This is a genomic window from Nocardioides sp. P86, from assembly GCF_023712465.1.
Taxonomy (GTDB): domain Bacteria; phylum Actinomycetota; class Actinomycetes; order Propionibacteriales; family Nocardioidaceae; genus Nocardioides; species Nocardioides kribbensis.
This window is the reverse complement of sequence record NZ_JAMAYE010000002.1, coordinates 859,667-873,795: the sequence shown is the minus strand read 5'-3', so window position 1 is coordinate 873,795 and position 14,129 is coordinate 859,667. Positions and strand designations below refer to the sequence as shown.

The 14,129-nt window shown below is 74.8% G+C and carries 10 protein-coding genes; 4 read left to right on the top strand and 6 right to left on the bottom strand.

Annotated features, from left to right (window positions below):
- The first annotated feature begins 64 nt into the window (after positions 1–64).
- Positions 65–1,294 (top strand): SpoIID/LytB domain-containing protein, encoded by a 1,230-nt coding sequence (locus M3673_RS11600; protein ID WP_251533807.1) that lies wholly within the window; start codon positions 65–67, stop codon positions 1,292–1,294.
- Here M3673_RS11600 and M3673_RS11595 read toward each other — a convergent pair.
- Entirely contained in the window at positions 1,275–2,492 is a 1,218-nt protein-coding gene (locus M3673_RS11595) for a benzoate/H(+) symporter BenE family transporter (RefSeq protein WP_251533800.1), read from the bottom strand. The two genes, M3673_RS11600 and M3673_RS11595, sit on opposite strands and share 20 nt — an antisense overlap.
- A gap of 61 nt (positions 2,493–2,553) precedes the next feature.
- Here M3673_RS11595 and M3673_RS11590 point away from each other — a divergent pair, with 61 nt between their 5' ends.
- On the top strand, positions 2,554–3,105 hold the full coding sequence (locus M3673_RS11590; protein WP_251533794.1) for a helix-turn-helix transcriptional regulator: 552 nt from the start codon (positions 2,554–2,556) through the stop codon (positions 3,103–3,105).
- Here M3673_RS11590 and M3673_RS11585 read toward each other — a convergent pair.
- From M3673_RS11585 to M3673_RS11565, 5 genes are read right to left on the bottom strand one after another with little or no spacing between them, the layout of a single operon-like run.
- Positions 3,102–3,668 carry a dienelactone hydrolase family protein gene (locus M3673_RS11585; RefSeq protein WP_251533792.1) on the bottom strand — a complete coding sequence of 189 codons (567 nt, stop codon included), beginning with the start codon at positions 3,666–3,668 and terminating at the stop codon, positions 3,102–3,104. The two genes, M3673_RS11590 and M3673_RS11585, sit on opposite strands and share 4 nt — an antisense overlap.
- A gap of 9 nt (positions 3,669–3,677) precedes the next feature.
- Complete coding sequence (locus M3673_RS11580) at positions 3,678–7,076, bottom strand: pyruvate carboxylase (RefSeq protein ID WP_193661252.1); 3,399 nt, start codon at positions 7,074–7,076, stop codon at positions 3,678–3,680.
- A 26-nt stretch (positions 7,077–7,102) separates the two neighbouring features.
- The gene (locus tag M3673_RS11575; RefSeq protein WP_251533790.1) at positions 7,103–8,686 is read right to left on the bottom strand and encodes a PH domain-containing protein; all 1,584 of its coding nucleotides are present in this window, start codon (positions 8,684–8,686) and stop codon (positions 7,103–7,105) included.
- On the bottom strand, positions 8,683–9,210 hold the full coding sequence (locus tag M3673_RS11570) for a PH domain-containing protein (RefSeq protein ID WP_251533788.1): 528 nt from the start codon (positions 9,208–9,210) through the stop codon (positions 8,683–8,685). Before M3673_RS11570 ends, M3673_RS11575 begins: the two co-directional genes overlap by 4 nt.
- A gap of 41 nt (positions 9,211–9,251) precedes the next feature.
- A complete protein-coding gene (locus tag M3673_RS11565; RefSeq protein ID WP_193661250.1) occupies positions 9,252–11,042 on the bottom strand; it encodes a biotin carboxylase N-terminal domain-containing protein in 1,791 nt (596 codons plus the stop codon).
- A gap of 231 nt (positions 11,043–11,273) precedes the next feature.
- Here M3673_RS11565 and M3673_RS11560 point away from each other — a divergent pair, with 231 nt between their 5' ends.
- Complete coding sequence (locus tag M3673_RS11560) at positions 11,274–12,488, top strand: acyl-CoA dehydrogenase family protein (protein ID WP_193661249.1); 1,215 nt, start codon at positions 11,274–11,276, stop codon at positions 12,486–12,488.
- 118 nt (positions 12,489–12,606) lie between these two features.
- Positions 12,607–13,998, top strand: coding sequence for an OFA family MFS transporter (locus M3673_RS11555; RefSeq protein WP_251533787.1), 1,392 nt, complete (start codon positions 12,607–12,609; stop codon positions 13,996–13,998).
- Positions 13,999–14,129 lie beyond the last annotated feature (131 nt).

Sequence of the window (14,129 nt, the reverse complement as noted above, 5' to 3'; positions counted from 1 at the left end):
ACTACCCCGGCGTAGTTCGCGAAGAGCCCCGCGGGGCCGGTGGGTCGTGTGGTGCCATCGGGTCATGCTGTCCCGCCGCCCCCGCGGTCGTGCGCGCGTCGCCCTGCTGCTCGCCGCCGTCGCCGTGCCCCTGCTCGCCCCGCTCGCGGCGACGCCGTCCGCGTCGGCCGCGTCGGCCGCGTCGGCCGCCGACACCTGGACCGTGCCGCCCGACGCCGTGCTGACCCTCACCGGCCACGGCTACGGTCACGGTCACGGCATGTCGCAGTACGGCGCGGAGGGCGCGGCCCGCCAGGGCCTGGACCACCGCGAGATCCTCGACTTCTACTACCCCGACCTGACCTGGGGCCGGCGCGCCGGACGCATCGACGTGCTCGTCGGCGCCGACACCACCGACGACCTCGTCGTGCGCGCCCGGCCGGGGCTGACGCTGCGTGACACCGCGACCGGTGAGCTGACCCTGCTGCCCGACAAGGGCGCCTCGCTGTGGCGGGTGCAGCAGGCCGCCACCGGGGCCACCCGGGTCTCCTTCCGCACCGACCGCTGGCGGCGCTGGCGCGAGCTCGAGGGCGACGGGGAGCTCGCCGCGGGCGGTCAGCCGCTCACCCTGGTGACGCCCGGCGGGGACCAGCAGTACCGCGGTCGGCTGCGTGCCGCCACCGTGACCCCGGGCTCGGCCGCCCGCGACACCGTCAACGACCTGCGCCTGGAGGCCTACCTGCGCGGCGTGGTGCCGCGCGAGGTGCCGGCGAGCTGGTCGCCGGCCGCCGTGCGGGCCCAGGCGGTGGCGGCCCGCACCTACGCCGCCTACGAGCGGCTCCACCCCCGCGGGGGCCACTTCGACGTCTACGACACCACGGCCTCCCAGGTCTACGGCGGGGTCGGCTCCGAGCACCCCGCCTCCGACGCCGCGATCGCCGACACCGCCGGCCAGGTGCTGCTCGCCGACGGGTCGCCCGCCTTCACGCAGTTCTCCTCGAGCAGCGGGGGATGGACCTCGGCCGGCTCGGTGCCCTACCTGGTGGCCCGGGCCGACCCGTACGACGACTGGGCCGGCAACCCCGTGCACGACTGGTCGGTGCGGCTGGCCGACGAGACCCTGGAGCGGCGCTGGCCCGCGGTCGGCGACCTGCGGGGCGTGCGGGTCACCGCCCGCGACGGCAACGGCGAGTGGGGCGGTCGCGTCACGACCCTCGTGCTGAGCGGCACGCGGGGCTCGGTCACGGTGAGCGGCGACGGGTTCCGCTCCGCGCTGGGCCTGCGCTCGACCTGGTTCACCGTCGCGGTGTCGTGACCGCCCGGGGGCCCGCGCGCAGCGCCGCGCGCACCCCGAGCCCGGCCAGCAGCGCCCAGAACGCCGCCCCCACGCCGAGCACGACCACGCCGGAGGCGGCGACGAGGAAGGTGACGGCCGCGGCCTCGCGCTCCTCGCTCGCGCCCAGGGCGTCGCTGGCCGAGGCGGCGAACGTGCCCAGCAGCGCCAGACCGGCCGCGGCCGGCACCACCGCGCTGGAGGAGGCGGCCACCAGCGAGGCCAGGGCGGCGCTGGCCACTGCCAGCGCGAGGTAGGCCACCGCCGCGGTGACGGCGGCGACCCAGCGGCGCTCGCGGTCGGGGCCGGCCTCGGGGCCGGCCGCCAGGGCCGCGGTGATCGCGGCCAGGTTGACCGTGTGGGCGCCGGCCGGGGCGCCGACCACGGTGGCCACCCCCGTGACCGCCATCGACTCGCGCCACGGCACGGCGTAGCCCTCGGCGCTCATGACCGCCACCCCGGGGAGGTTCTGCGAGGCCATCGTGACGACGTAGAGCGGCAGCGCCAGGCCCACCAGGGCCGGCAGCGTCCACGTCGGAGCGGTGAGGTCGAGACGCGGCAGCAGGTCGCCCGCGGCGAGCCGGGCGCCGTCGCCGGCGGTCACGTCGACCACGGCGACGACCAGCGCGGCGCCCAGCGCCGCGGGCGCGGCCCACCGGCGGGCCGCGCGCAGCAGGACCAGCCACACCACGACGACCGGCGCCACCGCCCACGGGTCGGTGGCGAGCGCCGTCACCGGCGCCAGGCACAGCGGCAGCAGCACCCCGGCGAGCATCGCCCGGGCGAGCGCGGGCGGCACCCGGGCGACCAGGTCACCCAGCCGCGGCCACGCCGCGGTGAGCAGCACGAGCGCGCCGGTGGCGACGAACGCGCCCACCGCCGCGGGCCAGCCGCCCACGGCACCGCCGGTCGTGGCCAGCAGCGCCGCGCCCGGGGTCGACCAGGCCAGGGTGAGCGGGATGCGGTGACGCAGGCTGAGCCAGAGCATGCCCAGCGCCTGCGTGACGCAGAGCGTCAGCAGCCCGGAGGCGGCCTGGGTGGGCGAGGCGCCGACGGCCACCAGCCCGGCCAGCACGACCGCGAAGGAGCTGGAGAAGCCGACGAGGGCGACCACCACGCCGGCCAGCACGGGGCTGCCGTGGGCGGGCGCCTCCGGGGCGTCGTCGGTCGTGGTCGGCACCGGGGGCCTCCTCGCCGCGCTAGGGTTCCGTATACAGAACCCTAGTCGGAGGGAGCCGCCCGTGGCGGACGAGGTCCACCGCCCGGGCGCCGAGGCCGGTGCGCGGGTGCGCGCCGTACGCCGCGCGCGCGGGCTGTCGCTGGCCGCGCTGGCCGAGGCCGCCGGCGTGGGCAAGGGCTCGCTCTCGGAGCTCGAGACGGGGCGCCGCAACCCGACCCTCGACACGCTCTACGCCCTCGCGGGCCCGCTCGGTGTGCCGCTGGCCGCCCTCGTCGAGGACCGCGACGGGGTCGCGGTGGCCGACCCGGGTCTGGAGACCGTGCGGCTGCACCTGCTCGCCGAGGCCGACCGCACGGTGGAGGTCTGGCTGCTGCGCATGCCGCCCGGCGGTCGTCGCCGCTCGCCGGCCCACGCCCCGGGCACCCGCGAGCGCCTGGTGGTGCTGACCGGCTCGTGCCGGGTGGAGCCGGGCGACGACGCCCCCCTGGAGCTCGCCGCGGGCGCCACCGCGGAGTGGGCGGCCGACCGGCCGCACGCCTACACGGCGGGTGCCGGCGGCATGACGGGCGTCGACGTCATCACCACGCCGGCGCCCGCGACGCCCGGGGGCTAGCCGACCCGCTGGAGGAAGGCCAGGACCCGCTCGAGGAGCAGGTCGCTCGCGGCGGGGTCGTGGTCGACCGAGGAGGCGTCGGTGAAGAGGTGGCCCGCGCCGGGGTAGAGGAAGAGCTCGACCTCGTCCTGCGCGGCGGCCAGGGCGCGGCAGTCGTCGACGTCGCCCCAGTCGTCGTGCTCCATGACGTGCACCTGCGCCGGCAGCCCGCTCGGCCAGGGCGACCCGAGCGCCTCCGGCGGCACGCTGCCGTGCAGGAGCAGCGCCCCGCGGGCGCCGGGCCGGGTCTGGGCCAGGGTCTGCGCCGGCATCAGCCCCAGGGACATCCCGGCCCACACCACGTCGTCGGGCAGGTCGGCGGCGGCGTCCAGGCCGCGCTGACGCACGACGTCGAAGCCGGTCGCGCGGGCGTGGGCCACGCCCTCGTCGAGGTCGGTGAAGGTCGCCCCGGCGTAGAGGTCGGGGGCGGTGACCTCGTGACCGGCTGCGCGCAGCCGGTCGGCGAAGGCGTGGAAGCCGGGCGTCTGCCCGAGGGCGTGGTGGAAGAGGACGACGTGGGTCATCGCCCGACCCTAGGCCAGCACGACGACCAGGTCACCGCCCTCGACGGCCTGGGTGCCCGACAGCGCCACCCGCTCCACCGTGCCGTCGACGGGGGCGGTGATGGCCGCCTCCATCTTCATGGCCTCGATGGTGGCCACGGTGTCGCCCGCGGCGACGCGGTCGCCCTCGGCCACGACGACGCTCACGACGCCCTGGAAGGGGGCCGCGACCTGGCCCGGCTTCGCCGGGTCGGCCTTCTCCACGGCCGCGGCGTCGGCCGAGACCGAGCGGTCGCGCACCGGGATCGGGCGCATCTGGCCGTTGATGGTGCACATCACCGTGCGGATGCCGCGCTCGTCGGGCTCGCCGATCGCCTGGACGCCGAGGATGAGCTTCTTGCCCTCCGCGATCTCCACGGTGTGCTCCTCGCCGCGGCGCAGCCCGTAGAGGAAGTCCAGGGTGGACAGCACCGAGAGGTCGCCGTAGGTCGAGCGCGACTCGCGGAACTCCTTGGTCGGGCCGGCGAAGAGCAGCTCGTTGAGGGTGTCGCGGCGGGTGCGCTGGCTGACCTCGCCGTCGAGGCCCAGCCCCGCGGCCTGCTCGTCGGTGAGCTCCTCGGCCGGCGCCTGGTAGGAGCGACCCTCCAGCGCCCTGGTGCGGAACGGCTCGGGCCAGCCGCCGGGCGGGTCGCCGAGCTCGCCGTGCAGGAAGCCGATGACCGAGCCGGGGATGTCGAAGGAGGCCGGGTCGGCCGCGAACTCCTCGGGGTCGGCGCCCGCGGCGACCAGGTGGAGCGCGAGGTCGCCGACCACCTTGGAGGACGGCGTCACCTTCACGACCCGGCCCAGGATGTCGTTGGCCGCGGCGTACATGTCCTCGATCTGCTCGAACTTCTCGCCCAGGCCGAGCGCGATCGCCTGCTGGCGCAGGTTGGAGAGCTGGCCGCCGGGGATCTCGTGGCGGTAGACCCGCCCGGTGGGCGCCGGCAGGCCCGACTCGAAGGGGGCGTAGACGCGGCGCGTGGCCTCCCAGTACGGCTCGAGCGCGTTGACCGCCGCGAGGTCGAGGCCGGTCTCGCGCGCCGAGAAGTCGGTGCCGGCGACCAGCGCCGAGATCGGCGGCTGCGAGGTCGTGCCCGCCATCGCGGCGGTCGCGGCGTCGACCGCGTCGACCCCGGCGTCGATGGCGGCCAGCAGGGTCGCCAGCTGCCCGCCCGGGGTGTCGTGGGTGTGCAGGTGCACCGGCAGGTCGAAGCGCTCGCGCAGCGCGGTCACCAGCGTGCGGGCCGCGGGGGCGCGCAGCAGTCCTGCCATGTCCTTGATGGCCAGCACGTGGGCGCCGGCGTCGACGATCTGCTCGGCCAGGCGCAGGTAGTAGTCGAGGGTGTAGAGGTCCTCGGCGGGGTCGGAGAGGTCGCCGGTGTAGCACAGCGCGACCTCGGCCACCGTGGTGCCGGTGGCGCGCACGGCTTCGATGGCCGGGCGCATCTGCTCGACGTCGTTGAGGGCGTCGAAGATCCGGAAGACGTCGATGCCGGTGGCGGCGGCCTCCTCGACGAAGGCGTGGGTCACCGCGGTGGGGTAGGGGGTGTAGCCGACGGTGTTGCGCCCGCGCAGCAGCATCTGCAGGCAGATGTTGGGCACGGCCTGGCGCAGCTGGGCCAGGCGCTCCCAGGGGTCCTCGGCGAGGAAGCGCAGCGACACGTCGTAGGTCGCGCCGCCCCAGGCCTCCAGCGACCACAGCTGGGGGGTGGTGCGGGCGACGTGGCCCGCGACGGCGAGGAGGTCCTTGGTGCGCACCCGGGTCGCCAGCAGCGACTGGTGGGCGTCGCGGAAGGTGGTGTCGGTGACGGCCACCCCGGTGCGCTCGCGCAGGTCGCGGGCGAAGGCGTCGGGCCCCAGCGCCAGCAGCTGCTGGCGGGTGCCGTCGGGGGCGGGCACCGACAGGTCGACCCGCGGCAGCTTGGTGCGGGGGTCGAGGGTCACGGGGGCCTCGCCGTGGGGCTTGTTGACGGTGACGTCGGCGAGGTAGGCCAGCAGCTTGGTGCCGCGGTCGCCGGAGGCGCGTGCGGTGAGCAGCTGCGGGTGGGTCTCGATGAACGACGTGGTCACCCGGCCCGCGGCGAAGTCGGGGTCGTCGAGCAGCGCCTGAAGGAAGGCGATGTTGGTGGCGACACCGCGGATGCGGAACTCCGCGACGGCGCGGCGCGCGCGGGCCACCGCGGTGGGGAAGTCGCGACCGCGGCAGGTGAGCTTGGCCAGCATCGAGTCGAAGTGGGCGCTGACCTCGGCGCCGGAGTAGGTCGTGCCGCCGTCGACGCGCACACCGGCGCCGCCGGGGGAGCGGTAGGTGGTGATGGTGCCGGTGTCGGGCCGGAAGTCGTTGGCGGGGCTCTCGGTGGTGATGCGGCACTGCAGCGCGGCGCCGCGCAGCTGCACGGTCTCCTGCGACAGCCCGAGGTCGGCGAGGCTCTCCCCGGAGGCGATGCGCATCTGCGACTGCACGAGGTCGACGTCGGTGACCTCCTCGGTCACGGTGTGCTCGACCTGGATGCGGGGGTTCATCTCGATGAAGACGTAGTTGCCGTCGGGGTCGAGGAGGAACTCGACGGTGCCGGCGTTGCGGTAGCCGATCTCGCGGGCGAAGCGCACCGCGTCGGCGCACATGCGATCGCGCAGCTCCGGGTCGAGGTTGGGCGCCGGGGCGATCTCCACGACCTTCTGGTGACGTCGCTGCACCGAGCAGTCGCGCTCGAAGAGGTGCATGACGCCGCCCTGGCCGTCGGCGAGGATCTGCACCTCGATGTGGCGCGGCTCCACCACGGCCTGCTCGACGAAGACGGTGGGGTCGCCGAAGGCGGCCTCGCCCTCGCGCATGCAGGTCTCGACGGCCTCGCGCAGCCTGGCCGGGTCGTCGACGCGGCGCATGCCGCGCCCGCCGCCACCCGCCACGGCCTTGACGAAGAGCGGGAAGGGCAGCTCCTGGGCGGCCTCGACGAGGGCGTCGACGTCGGTCGAGGGCTCGACGCTGGCCAGGACGGGCACGCCCGCCGCCTTCGCGGCGGCGATGGCACGGGCCTTGTTGCCGGTCAGCTCGAGGACGTCGGCGGTGGGCCCGATGAAGGTGATCCCGGCGTTGGCGCAGGCTTCGGCGAGGGCGGGGTTCTCCGAGAGGAAGCCGTAGCCGGGGTAGACCGCGTCGGCGCCGGCCTGGACCGCCGCGGCCACGATCGCGTCGGGGTCGAGGTAGGTGCGCACGGGGTGGCCGCGCTCGCCGATCTCGTAGGCCTCGTCGGCCTTGAGCCGGTGCTCCGAGCCCCGGTCCTCGTAGGGGAACACCGCGACGGTCTCGGCCCCGAGCTCGTACGCCGCACGGAACGCCCGGATCGCGATCTCGCCGCGGTTGGCCACCAGCACCTTGGAGAACATGCCCGGAGGGTACCGACGTCGGTGTGTCAGCCGTGTGACTCGTCCACCAGGAGGAACTGGGCCAGCAGCCCGGGCCGGGCGGAGGCGGCGAGCCGGACGGCGAGGGCGCGCGGCACGTCGGCCACCACCACCGACTGCCGCCCACCCGCGGTCGTCGCGACCAGCGAGCACAGGCCGGCGCGCCGCTGGAGCCACGTGGCCCGCAGCGTCCACCCGATGACCGCCTCGCGGGCGAGCACGTCGCGGCGCCGCACCACGCTGCCGCGGCGCGCCACGAGGTGGCGCGCGGTGAGCGCGTGGCCCAGCGAGCGGGCGCGGTCGCGGCCCAGCAGGGCCCCGCCCACGAGCAGCACGGGCACGAGCGGCAGCAGCCACGACGACGTGCCCGGGAGGTCGGCGAGCACCACCGCCACCACCAGGCCCGCGAGCACGAGCGCCGGCGCGCAGGCGCGCACCCACGCACGACGCGTCGCCTGCGGACCGTGCGGCACCAGCGGCCCCGTGACCGGCTCGGCGTCGCCCACCACGGCCGCGGCCGTCGCGGCGACCACGGCGTACGGCGCGGGCGGGGTGAGCAGGGCGCTGGCCGCGCCGCCCTCGCCCCGCAGCCCGGTGACGATCGCGCTGAGCCCGGCGCCGCCGGCCAGGCGGAGCCCGACCGGCTCGGTCAGGGTGACGCCGTGCAGGCGCGCGTCGTCGAGGCTGGTCTCCCGGGTGGTGAGCAGGCCGCGCACCAGGTGCCAGCTGGCTCCCGACCGCCGTAGCGAGAAGCCCCAGTAGGACACCAGGTAGGCCACGACGGCGAGCCCGGCGACGACCACGAGGCCGAGGCCCACGGCGACGGCCGCGAGGGCCAGCAGCGGTGCGGTGGCGACGTCGCGGGCCACGCCGTCGACGTCGATGCGGTCGAGCCCGCCGAGGACCTGCAGGAGCTGCAGCCCACCGCCGACGACGGCGGCGGCGAGCACGAGCCCCGCGCTGGTGAGCGGGGCGTAGCGGGCCCAGGCGGCGTCGAGCACGAGCACGGGCGGCGCCGCGGGCGCCGGGGGCCGCGACCGGCCCTCGGCGTCGAGGTCCCCCTCGGCGCCCGGCGCGGAGGGGGCCGCGCGCAGCAGCTCGTCGCGCAGCCGGCGGGCCCGCTCCACGGGCAGCCCGTCGAGGTCGAGCTGCTCGTCGTCGTCGCTGGAGGCCGTGCCGGTGCCGACGCGCATCGTGGTCAGGCCCAGCACGCGGTGCACGGGGGAGGCGGTGAGGTCGACCGTGCGCACCCGGTCGACGGGGGTGGAGAGCACGTGGCGCTCGAGAAGGCCGCGACGCAGCTCGACGCGGTCGTGGGCGACGCGGAAGCTGGTCGTGAGGTAGCGCAGCACCCCCAGGGCCACGGGCACCGCCACCCCGAGCAGCTGCCACGACGAGCCCGCCGCACTGCCGGCGAACCACACGCCGACGAGCACCGGCAGGAAGCGCACGACCTCCTTCACCGGGTGCACCAGCAGCATCCGGGGGTCGAGGCGCTGCCACTCGGACTCCGCCACCACCGGCTCCACCACCGGCCCCACCACCGGCCCCACCACCGGCTCGGGCACCGGCTCCGGCTCCGCCTCGCTCACGTCGCGTCGCCGCCGGCGGCCTCGGCGCGCAGCGTCAGCTCGTCGACGAGGCGACGGGCACGGTCGCGCTCGAGGCCGGAGACCCGCAGCGCCCCGGCCGCCGAGGCCGTCGTGACGGTGACGGTGGCCAGGCCGAAGGCCCGCTCGACCGGGCCGACGACGTGGTCGACGGTCTGGATCCGCGAGAGCGGCGCGACCCGTTGCTCCAGGCTCCACCACCCGACCTGGGTGTAGACCGCGGTGTCGGTGACCTCCCACCGGTGCACCGCCCAGCGCCACCGCGGCACGACCAGGGCGTACGCCGCGACCGCGGCTCCCAGCAGGGCCACGCCCCACCAGGTGACGTCGACCGCGTCGACCAGGGCCACGACGACCACCACGAGGGCGGCGGAGACGAGCCCCTCGAGGAGGGTCTCGACGGTCCACATCGTGCGGGCGCGGGGGCTGACCCGCTGCGAAGGAGCTCGCAGCTCGGGATGCGGGTCGGGCTGCGGGTCGGGCTGCAGGTCGGGCTCGTGGGGCACGGGTCCGACGCTACCGACCGACCCCCTCGGCGCCCGCCGGCTCAGTCCTTGAGCTCGCAGATCACGGCGCCGTTGGTGACGGTGGCGCCGACCTCGGCCTGCAGGCCGGTCACGGTGCCGGCCTTGTGGGCCTTCAGCGGCTGCTCCATCTTCATCGCCTCGATGACCACGACGGTGTCGCCCTCGGCGACCTCCTGGCCCTCGGCGACCACGACCTTGACCACGGTGCCCTGCATCGGGCTGGTGACGGCGTCGCCGCTGGCGGCCGCGCCGGCCTTCTTGCCGCCCGCCCGCTTCGGCTTGGCCTTGCCCCCGCCGCCGGCGGCCGCGGCGACGCCGCCGAGCCCGCCGGGCAGGACGACCTCGAGGCGCTTGCCGCCGACCTCGACGACGACCTTCTGGCGCTCGGCCTCCTCGGCCGCCTCGCCGGCCTCACCGGAGTAGGGCTCGATCCGGTTGTCGAACTCGGTCTCGATCCACTGGGTGTAGACCTCGAAGGAGCCCTCGCCGGTGGGGGTGGAGGCGCCGACGTAAGCCGGGTCGGAGACCACGGCACGGTGGAACGGGATGACGGTCGGCATGCCGTCGACCACGAACTCCTCCAGCGCGCGGCGCGAGCGCTCGAGGGCCTGGGTGCGGTCGCGGCCCGTGACGACGAGCTTGGCGATGAGGGAGTCGAAGGAGCCGGGGACGGTCTGGCCCGACTCGTAGCCGCCGTCGACGCGCACGCCAGGTCCGCTGGGCGGCGCCCAGGCGGTGAGGGTGCCGGGCGCGGGCATGAAGTTGCGCCCGCCGTCCTCGGCATTGATGCGGAACTCGATGGAGTGCCCGCGGATCTCGGGGTCGTCGTAGCCGAGCTCCTCGCCGGCGGCGATGCGGAACATCTCGCGCACGAGGTCGATGCCGGTGACCTCCTCGGAGACGCAGTGCTCGACCTGGAGGCGGGTGTTGACCTCGAGGAAGGAGATGGTGCCGTCCTGGGCGACCAGGAACTCGCAGGTGCCTGCGCCGTAGTAGCCCGCCTCGCGCAGGATGCGCTTGGAGGACTCGTAGAGCTCGGCGAGCTGCTCCTGGCTCAGGAAGGGCGCGGGCGCCTCCTCCACGAGCTTCTGGTTGCGCCGCTGCAGGGAGCAGTCGCGCGTGGAGACCACCACGACGTTGCCGTGCTGGTCGGCCAGGCACTGGGTCTCGACGTGGCGCGGCTTGTCGAGGAACTTCTCGACCAGGCACTCGCCGCGCCCGAAGGCGGTGACCGCCTCGCGCACCGCCGACTCGTAGGCGTCGGGGATCTCCTCCAGGGTGCGGGCGACCTTGAGGCCGCGGCCGCCACCGCCGAAGACGGCCTTGATGGCCACGGGCAGGCCGTTGTCGCGGGCGAAGGCGACGACCTCGTCGGCGTCGGCCACGGGGTCCTTGGTGCCGGGGGCCAGGGGCGCCTCGGCCTTGTCGGCGATGTGCTTGGCCTTGGCCTTGTCGCCCAGGGCCTCGATGGCGGCCGGCGGGGGACCGATCCAGATCAGCCCGGCGTCGAGCACGGCCTGCGCGAAGTCGGCGTTCTCGGCGAGGAAGCCGTAGCCCGGGTGGACCGAGTCGGCGCCGGAGCGCTGGGCCACGGCGATGATCTTGGCGATGTCGAGGTAGGACTCGGCCGGGGTGGCGCCCTCGAGGGAGTAGGCCTCGTCGGCCATGCGCACGAAGATGGCGTCGCGGTCGGGCTCGGCGTAGACGGCGACGCTGCCGATGCCGGCGTCCTTGCAGGCCCGGATGACCCGGACCGCGATCTCGCCCCGGTTGGCGATGAGCACCTTCTGCAGCGGCGTGGTCTCCGGCACCTGTCACTCCTGGGTGTCTGTGGTGGGGTGGTGGGTTCTGGCTGTCCTGGGTGGGGCTCCGCAGGGGGCCTGCGTCGTCCTCGGCGCGGCTCCGGCCGCACCTCGTGCGCAGGCTATCGCCCGCTCCGCGCCGGCGTCGGCGAGGTCTGTCCTCCGGACTCCTTCGCCCGGTCCGGGGGGCGGCCGCCCACGTGGTTAACAGACGCTAACCGCGCGGCTAGCATGGACGACATGACCGCCGTCACGTCCTCCGTCCCCGCCGGCCTCCAGGGCTCGGCCTTCGAGCTCTCCCGCGAGCACGAGGAGTTCCGCCGCAGCGTGCGCGACTTCGCGCAGGCCCAGATCGCCCCCCACGCCGCGCAGTGGGACCGCGAGCACCACTTCCCGGTCGACGTGGTGCAGCAGATGGGCGAGCTGGGGCTCTTCGGCCTCACCGCGCCCGAGGAGTTCGGCGGGGCCGGCGAGGACGGCGACTTCACCAGCCTCTGCGTGGCGATCGAGGAGATCGGGCGCGTCGACCAGTCGATGGGCATCACCCTGCAGGCCGGTGTGGGCCTGGGCATCAACCCGATCCTCACCTACGGCACGCAGGAGCAGAAGGAGCGCTGGCTGCCCGCGCTGGTCGCCGGGGAGCAGCTCGCCGGTTTCGGCCTCACCGAGCCCGGTGCGGGCTCCGACGCCGGCGCCACCGCCACCCGCGCGGAGCTGGCGGGGGAGGAGTGGGTGGTCAACGGCGCCAAGCAGTTCATCACCAACTCCGGCAGCGCGATCACCTCGCTGGTCACCGCCACGGCCCGCACCGGCACGCGCGAGGACGGCCGGCCCGAGATCTCCGCGATCATGGTGCCCGCGGGCACGCCGGGCTTCACCGCCGAGAAGGCCTACGACAAGCTCGGCTGGCACGCCTCCGACACCCACCCGCTGTCCTTCGACGACGTGCGGGTGCCGGCCGACCACCTGCTGGGCGAGCGCGGCAGGGGCTACGCCCAGTTCCTCGCCACCCTCGACGACGGGCGCGTGGCGATCTCCGCGCTCTCGGTGGGCTGCATCCAGGCCTGCCTCGACATGGCGCTGGCCTACGCGGGGGAGCGCCAGACCTTCGGCGGCCCCATCGGGCGCAAGCAGGGCGTGGCCTTCCAGCTGGCCGACCTCGAGGTCATGCTGCACGCCAGCCGGATGCTCACCTACCGCGCCGCGGCGATGAAGGACGGTGGCGCGCCGTACCGCGACTTCAAGCAGGCGGCCGCGGTGGCCAAGCTCTACTCCACCGAGTCGGCGGTCACCGCGACCCGCATCGCGACACAGGTCTTCGGTGGCTACGGCTTCATGGAGGAGTACCCCGTGGCGCGGTTCTACCGCGACGCCAAGGTGCTCGAGATCGGCGAGGGCACCTCCGAGGTGCAGCGGATGCTCATCGCGCGGGGCCTGGGCCTGCCGGTGGAGTGAGCCCCGTGCGGCGGGCCCCCTACACCCGGCGCCACGGGCGGGCCACCCCAGGGGGGTGAGCCACGCCACGCGGGCGGGGGAGTAGAACTAGCGGGTTCCCGACTCGGAGGTATCCCCCGTGGTTCCGTCGTTCCTCGCCCGCGAGAAGACCGTGGCCCCGCCCGGCTTCAACCGCTGGCTCATCCCCCCGGCCGCCTTGGCCGTCCACCTCTGCATCGGCCAGGTCTACGCCACCAGCGTCTACAAGAGCGCCCTGGTCGAGCACTTCGACTCCAGCCTCACCGCCGTGGGCGTCTCGTTCTCGATCGCGATCGTGATGCTCGGCGTCTCCGCCGCCCTCTTCGGCACGTGGGTGGACCGCAACGGTCCGCGCGCCGCCATGTTCGTCTCCGCCTGCTTCTGGGTCACCGGCTTCCTCGTCGGCGCCCTGGGCATGGCGATCGGCAGCATCTGGGTCTTCTACCTCGGCTACGGCGTGATCGGCGGCATCGGTCTCGGCATCGGCTACATCTCGCCGGTCTCGACGCTCATCAAGTGGTTCCCCGACCGTCCCGGGCTGGCCACCGGCATGGCGATCATGGGCTTCGGCGGCGGCGCGCTCATCGCCAGCCCGCTGAGCGGCGAGCTGCTCGCCGCCTACGACCCCTCCTTCAGCGCCACCGAGAACCCGTTCGCCGACGGCCAGGCCCTGGTGCTGCTCTTCCTCACGCTCGCCGCGCTCTACCTGGTCTTCATGATGTTCGGCGCCTTCACCATGCGTGTGCCGGCCGACGACTGGCGCCCCGACGGCTTCGACCCCTCGACGGTCAAGCAGAAGAGCCTCGTCACCACCGACTCGGTCTCCGCGGCCAACGCGATCAAGACCCCGCAGTTCTGGCTGCTGTGGACCATCCTGTTCTGCAACGTGACCGCCGGCATCGGCATCCTCGAGCAGGCCGCGCCGATGATCCAGGACTTCTTCCGCGACGGGGCGACGAGCACGGTCTCGGTCGTGGCCGCCGGCGGCTTCGTCGGCCTGCTGTCGATCTTCAACATGGCCGGTCGCTTCGTGTGGTCCTCGACCTCCGACGTCATCGGGCGCAAGGGCATCTACTTCGTCTACCTCGGCCTCGGCCTGGTGCTCTACGTGCTGCTCGCCACCGTCGGCAGCAGCGCCACCGCGCTCTTCGTGCTGCTGGCCGCGGTCATCATCAGCTTCTACGGCGGCGGCTTCGCCACGATCCCGGCCTACCTGCGCGACCTCTTCGGCACCTACCAGGTCGGCGCCATCCACGGCCGGCTGCTGACCGCCTGGTCGGCCGCCGGTGTCGCCGGGCCGCTCATCGTCAACTCGGTGCTCGACAGCCGGGGCACCCCCGGTGAGCTCGTGGCCGGCGACTACCGCCCGGCGCTGTTCATCATGGTCGGCCTGCTCGCGGTGGGCCTGCTGGCCAACGCGATGGTCCGCCCCGTCGCCAGCAAGTACCACGAGCCGCGCGCGGCCCGTGCCACCGAGAGGAGCAACGCATGAGCGCCCGGATCGTCGTCGCCTGGGCCCTGGTCGGCGTCCCGCTGGCCTACGGCATCGTCGAGACCGTCCGCAAGGCCTCGGCGCTCTTCACCGGCTGAGGCCGGCCGGACCCTCCGGACCTTCCGGACCTT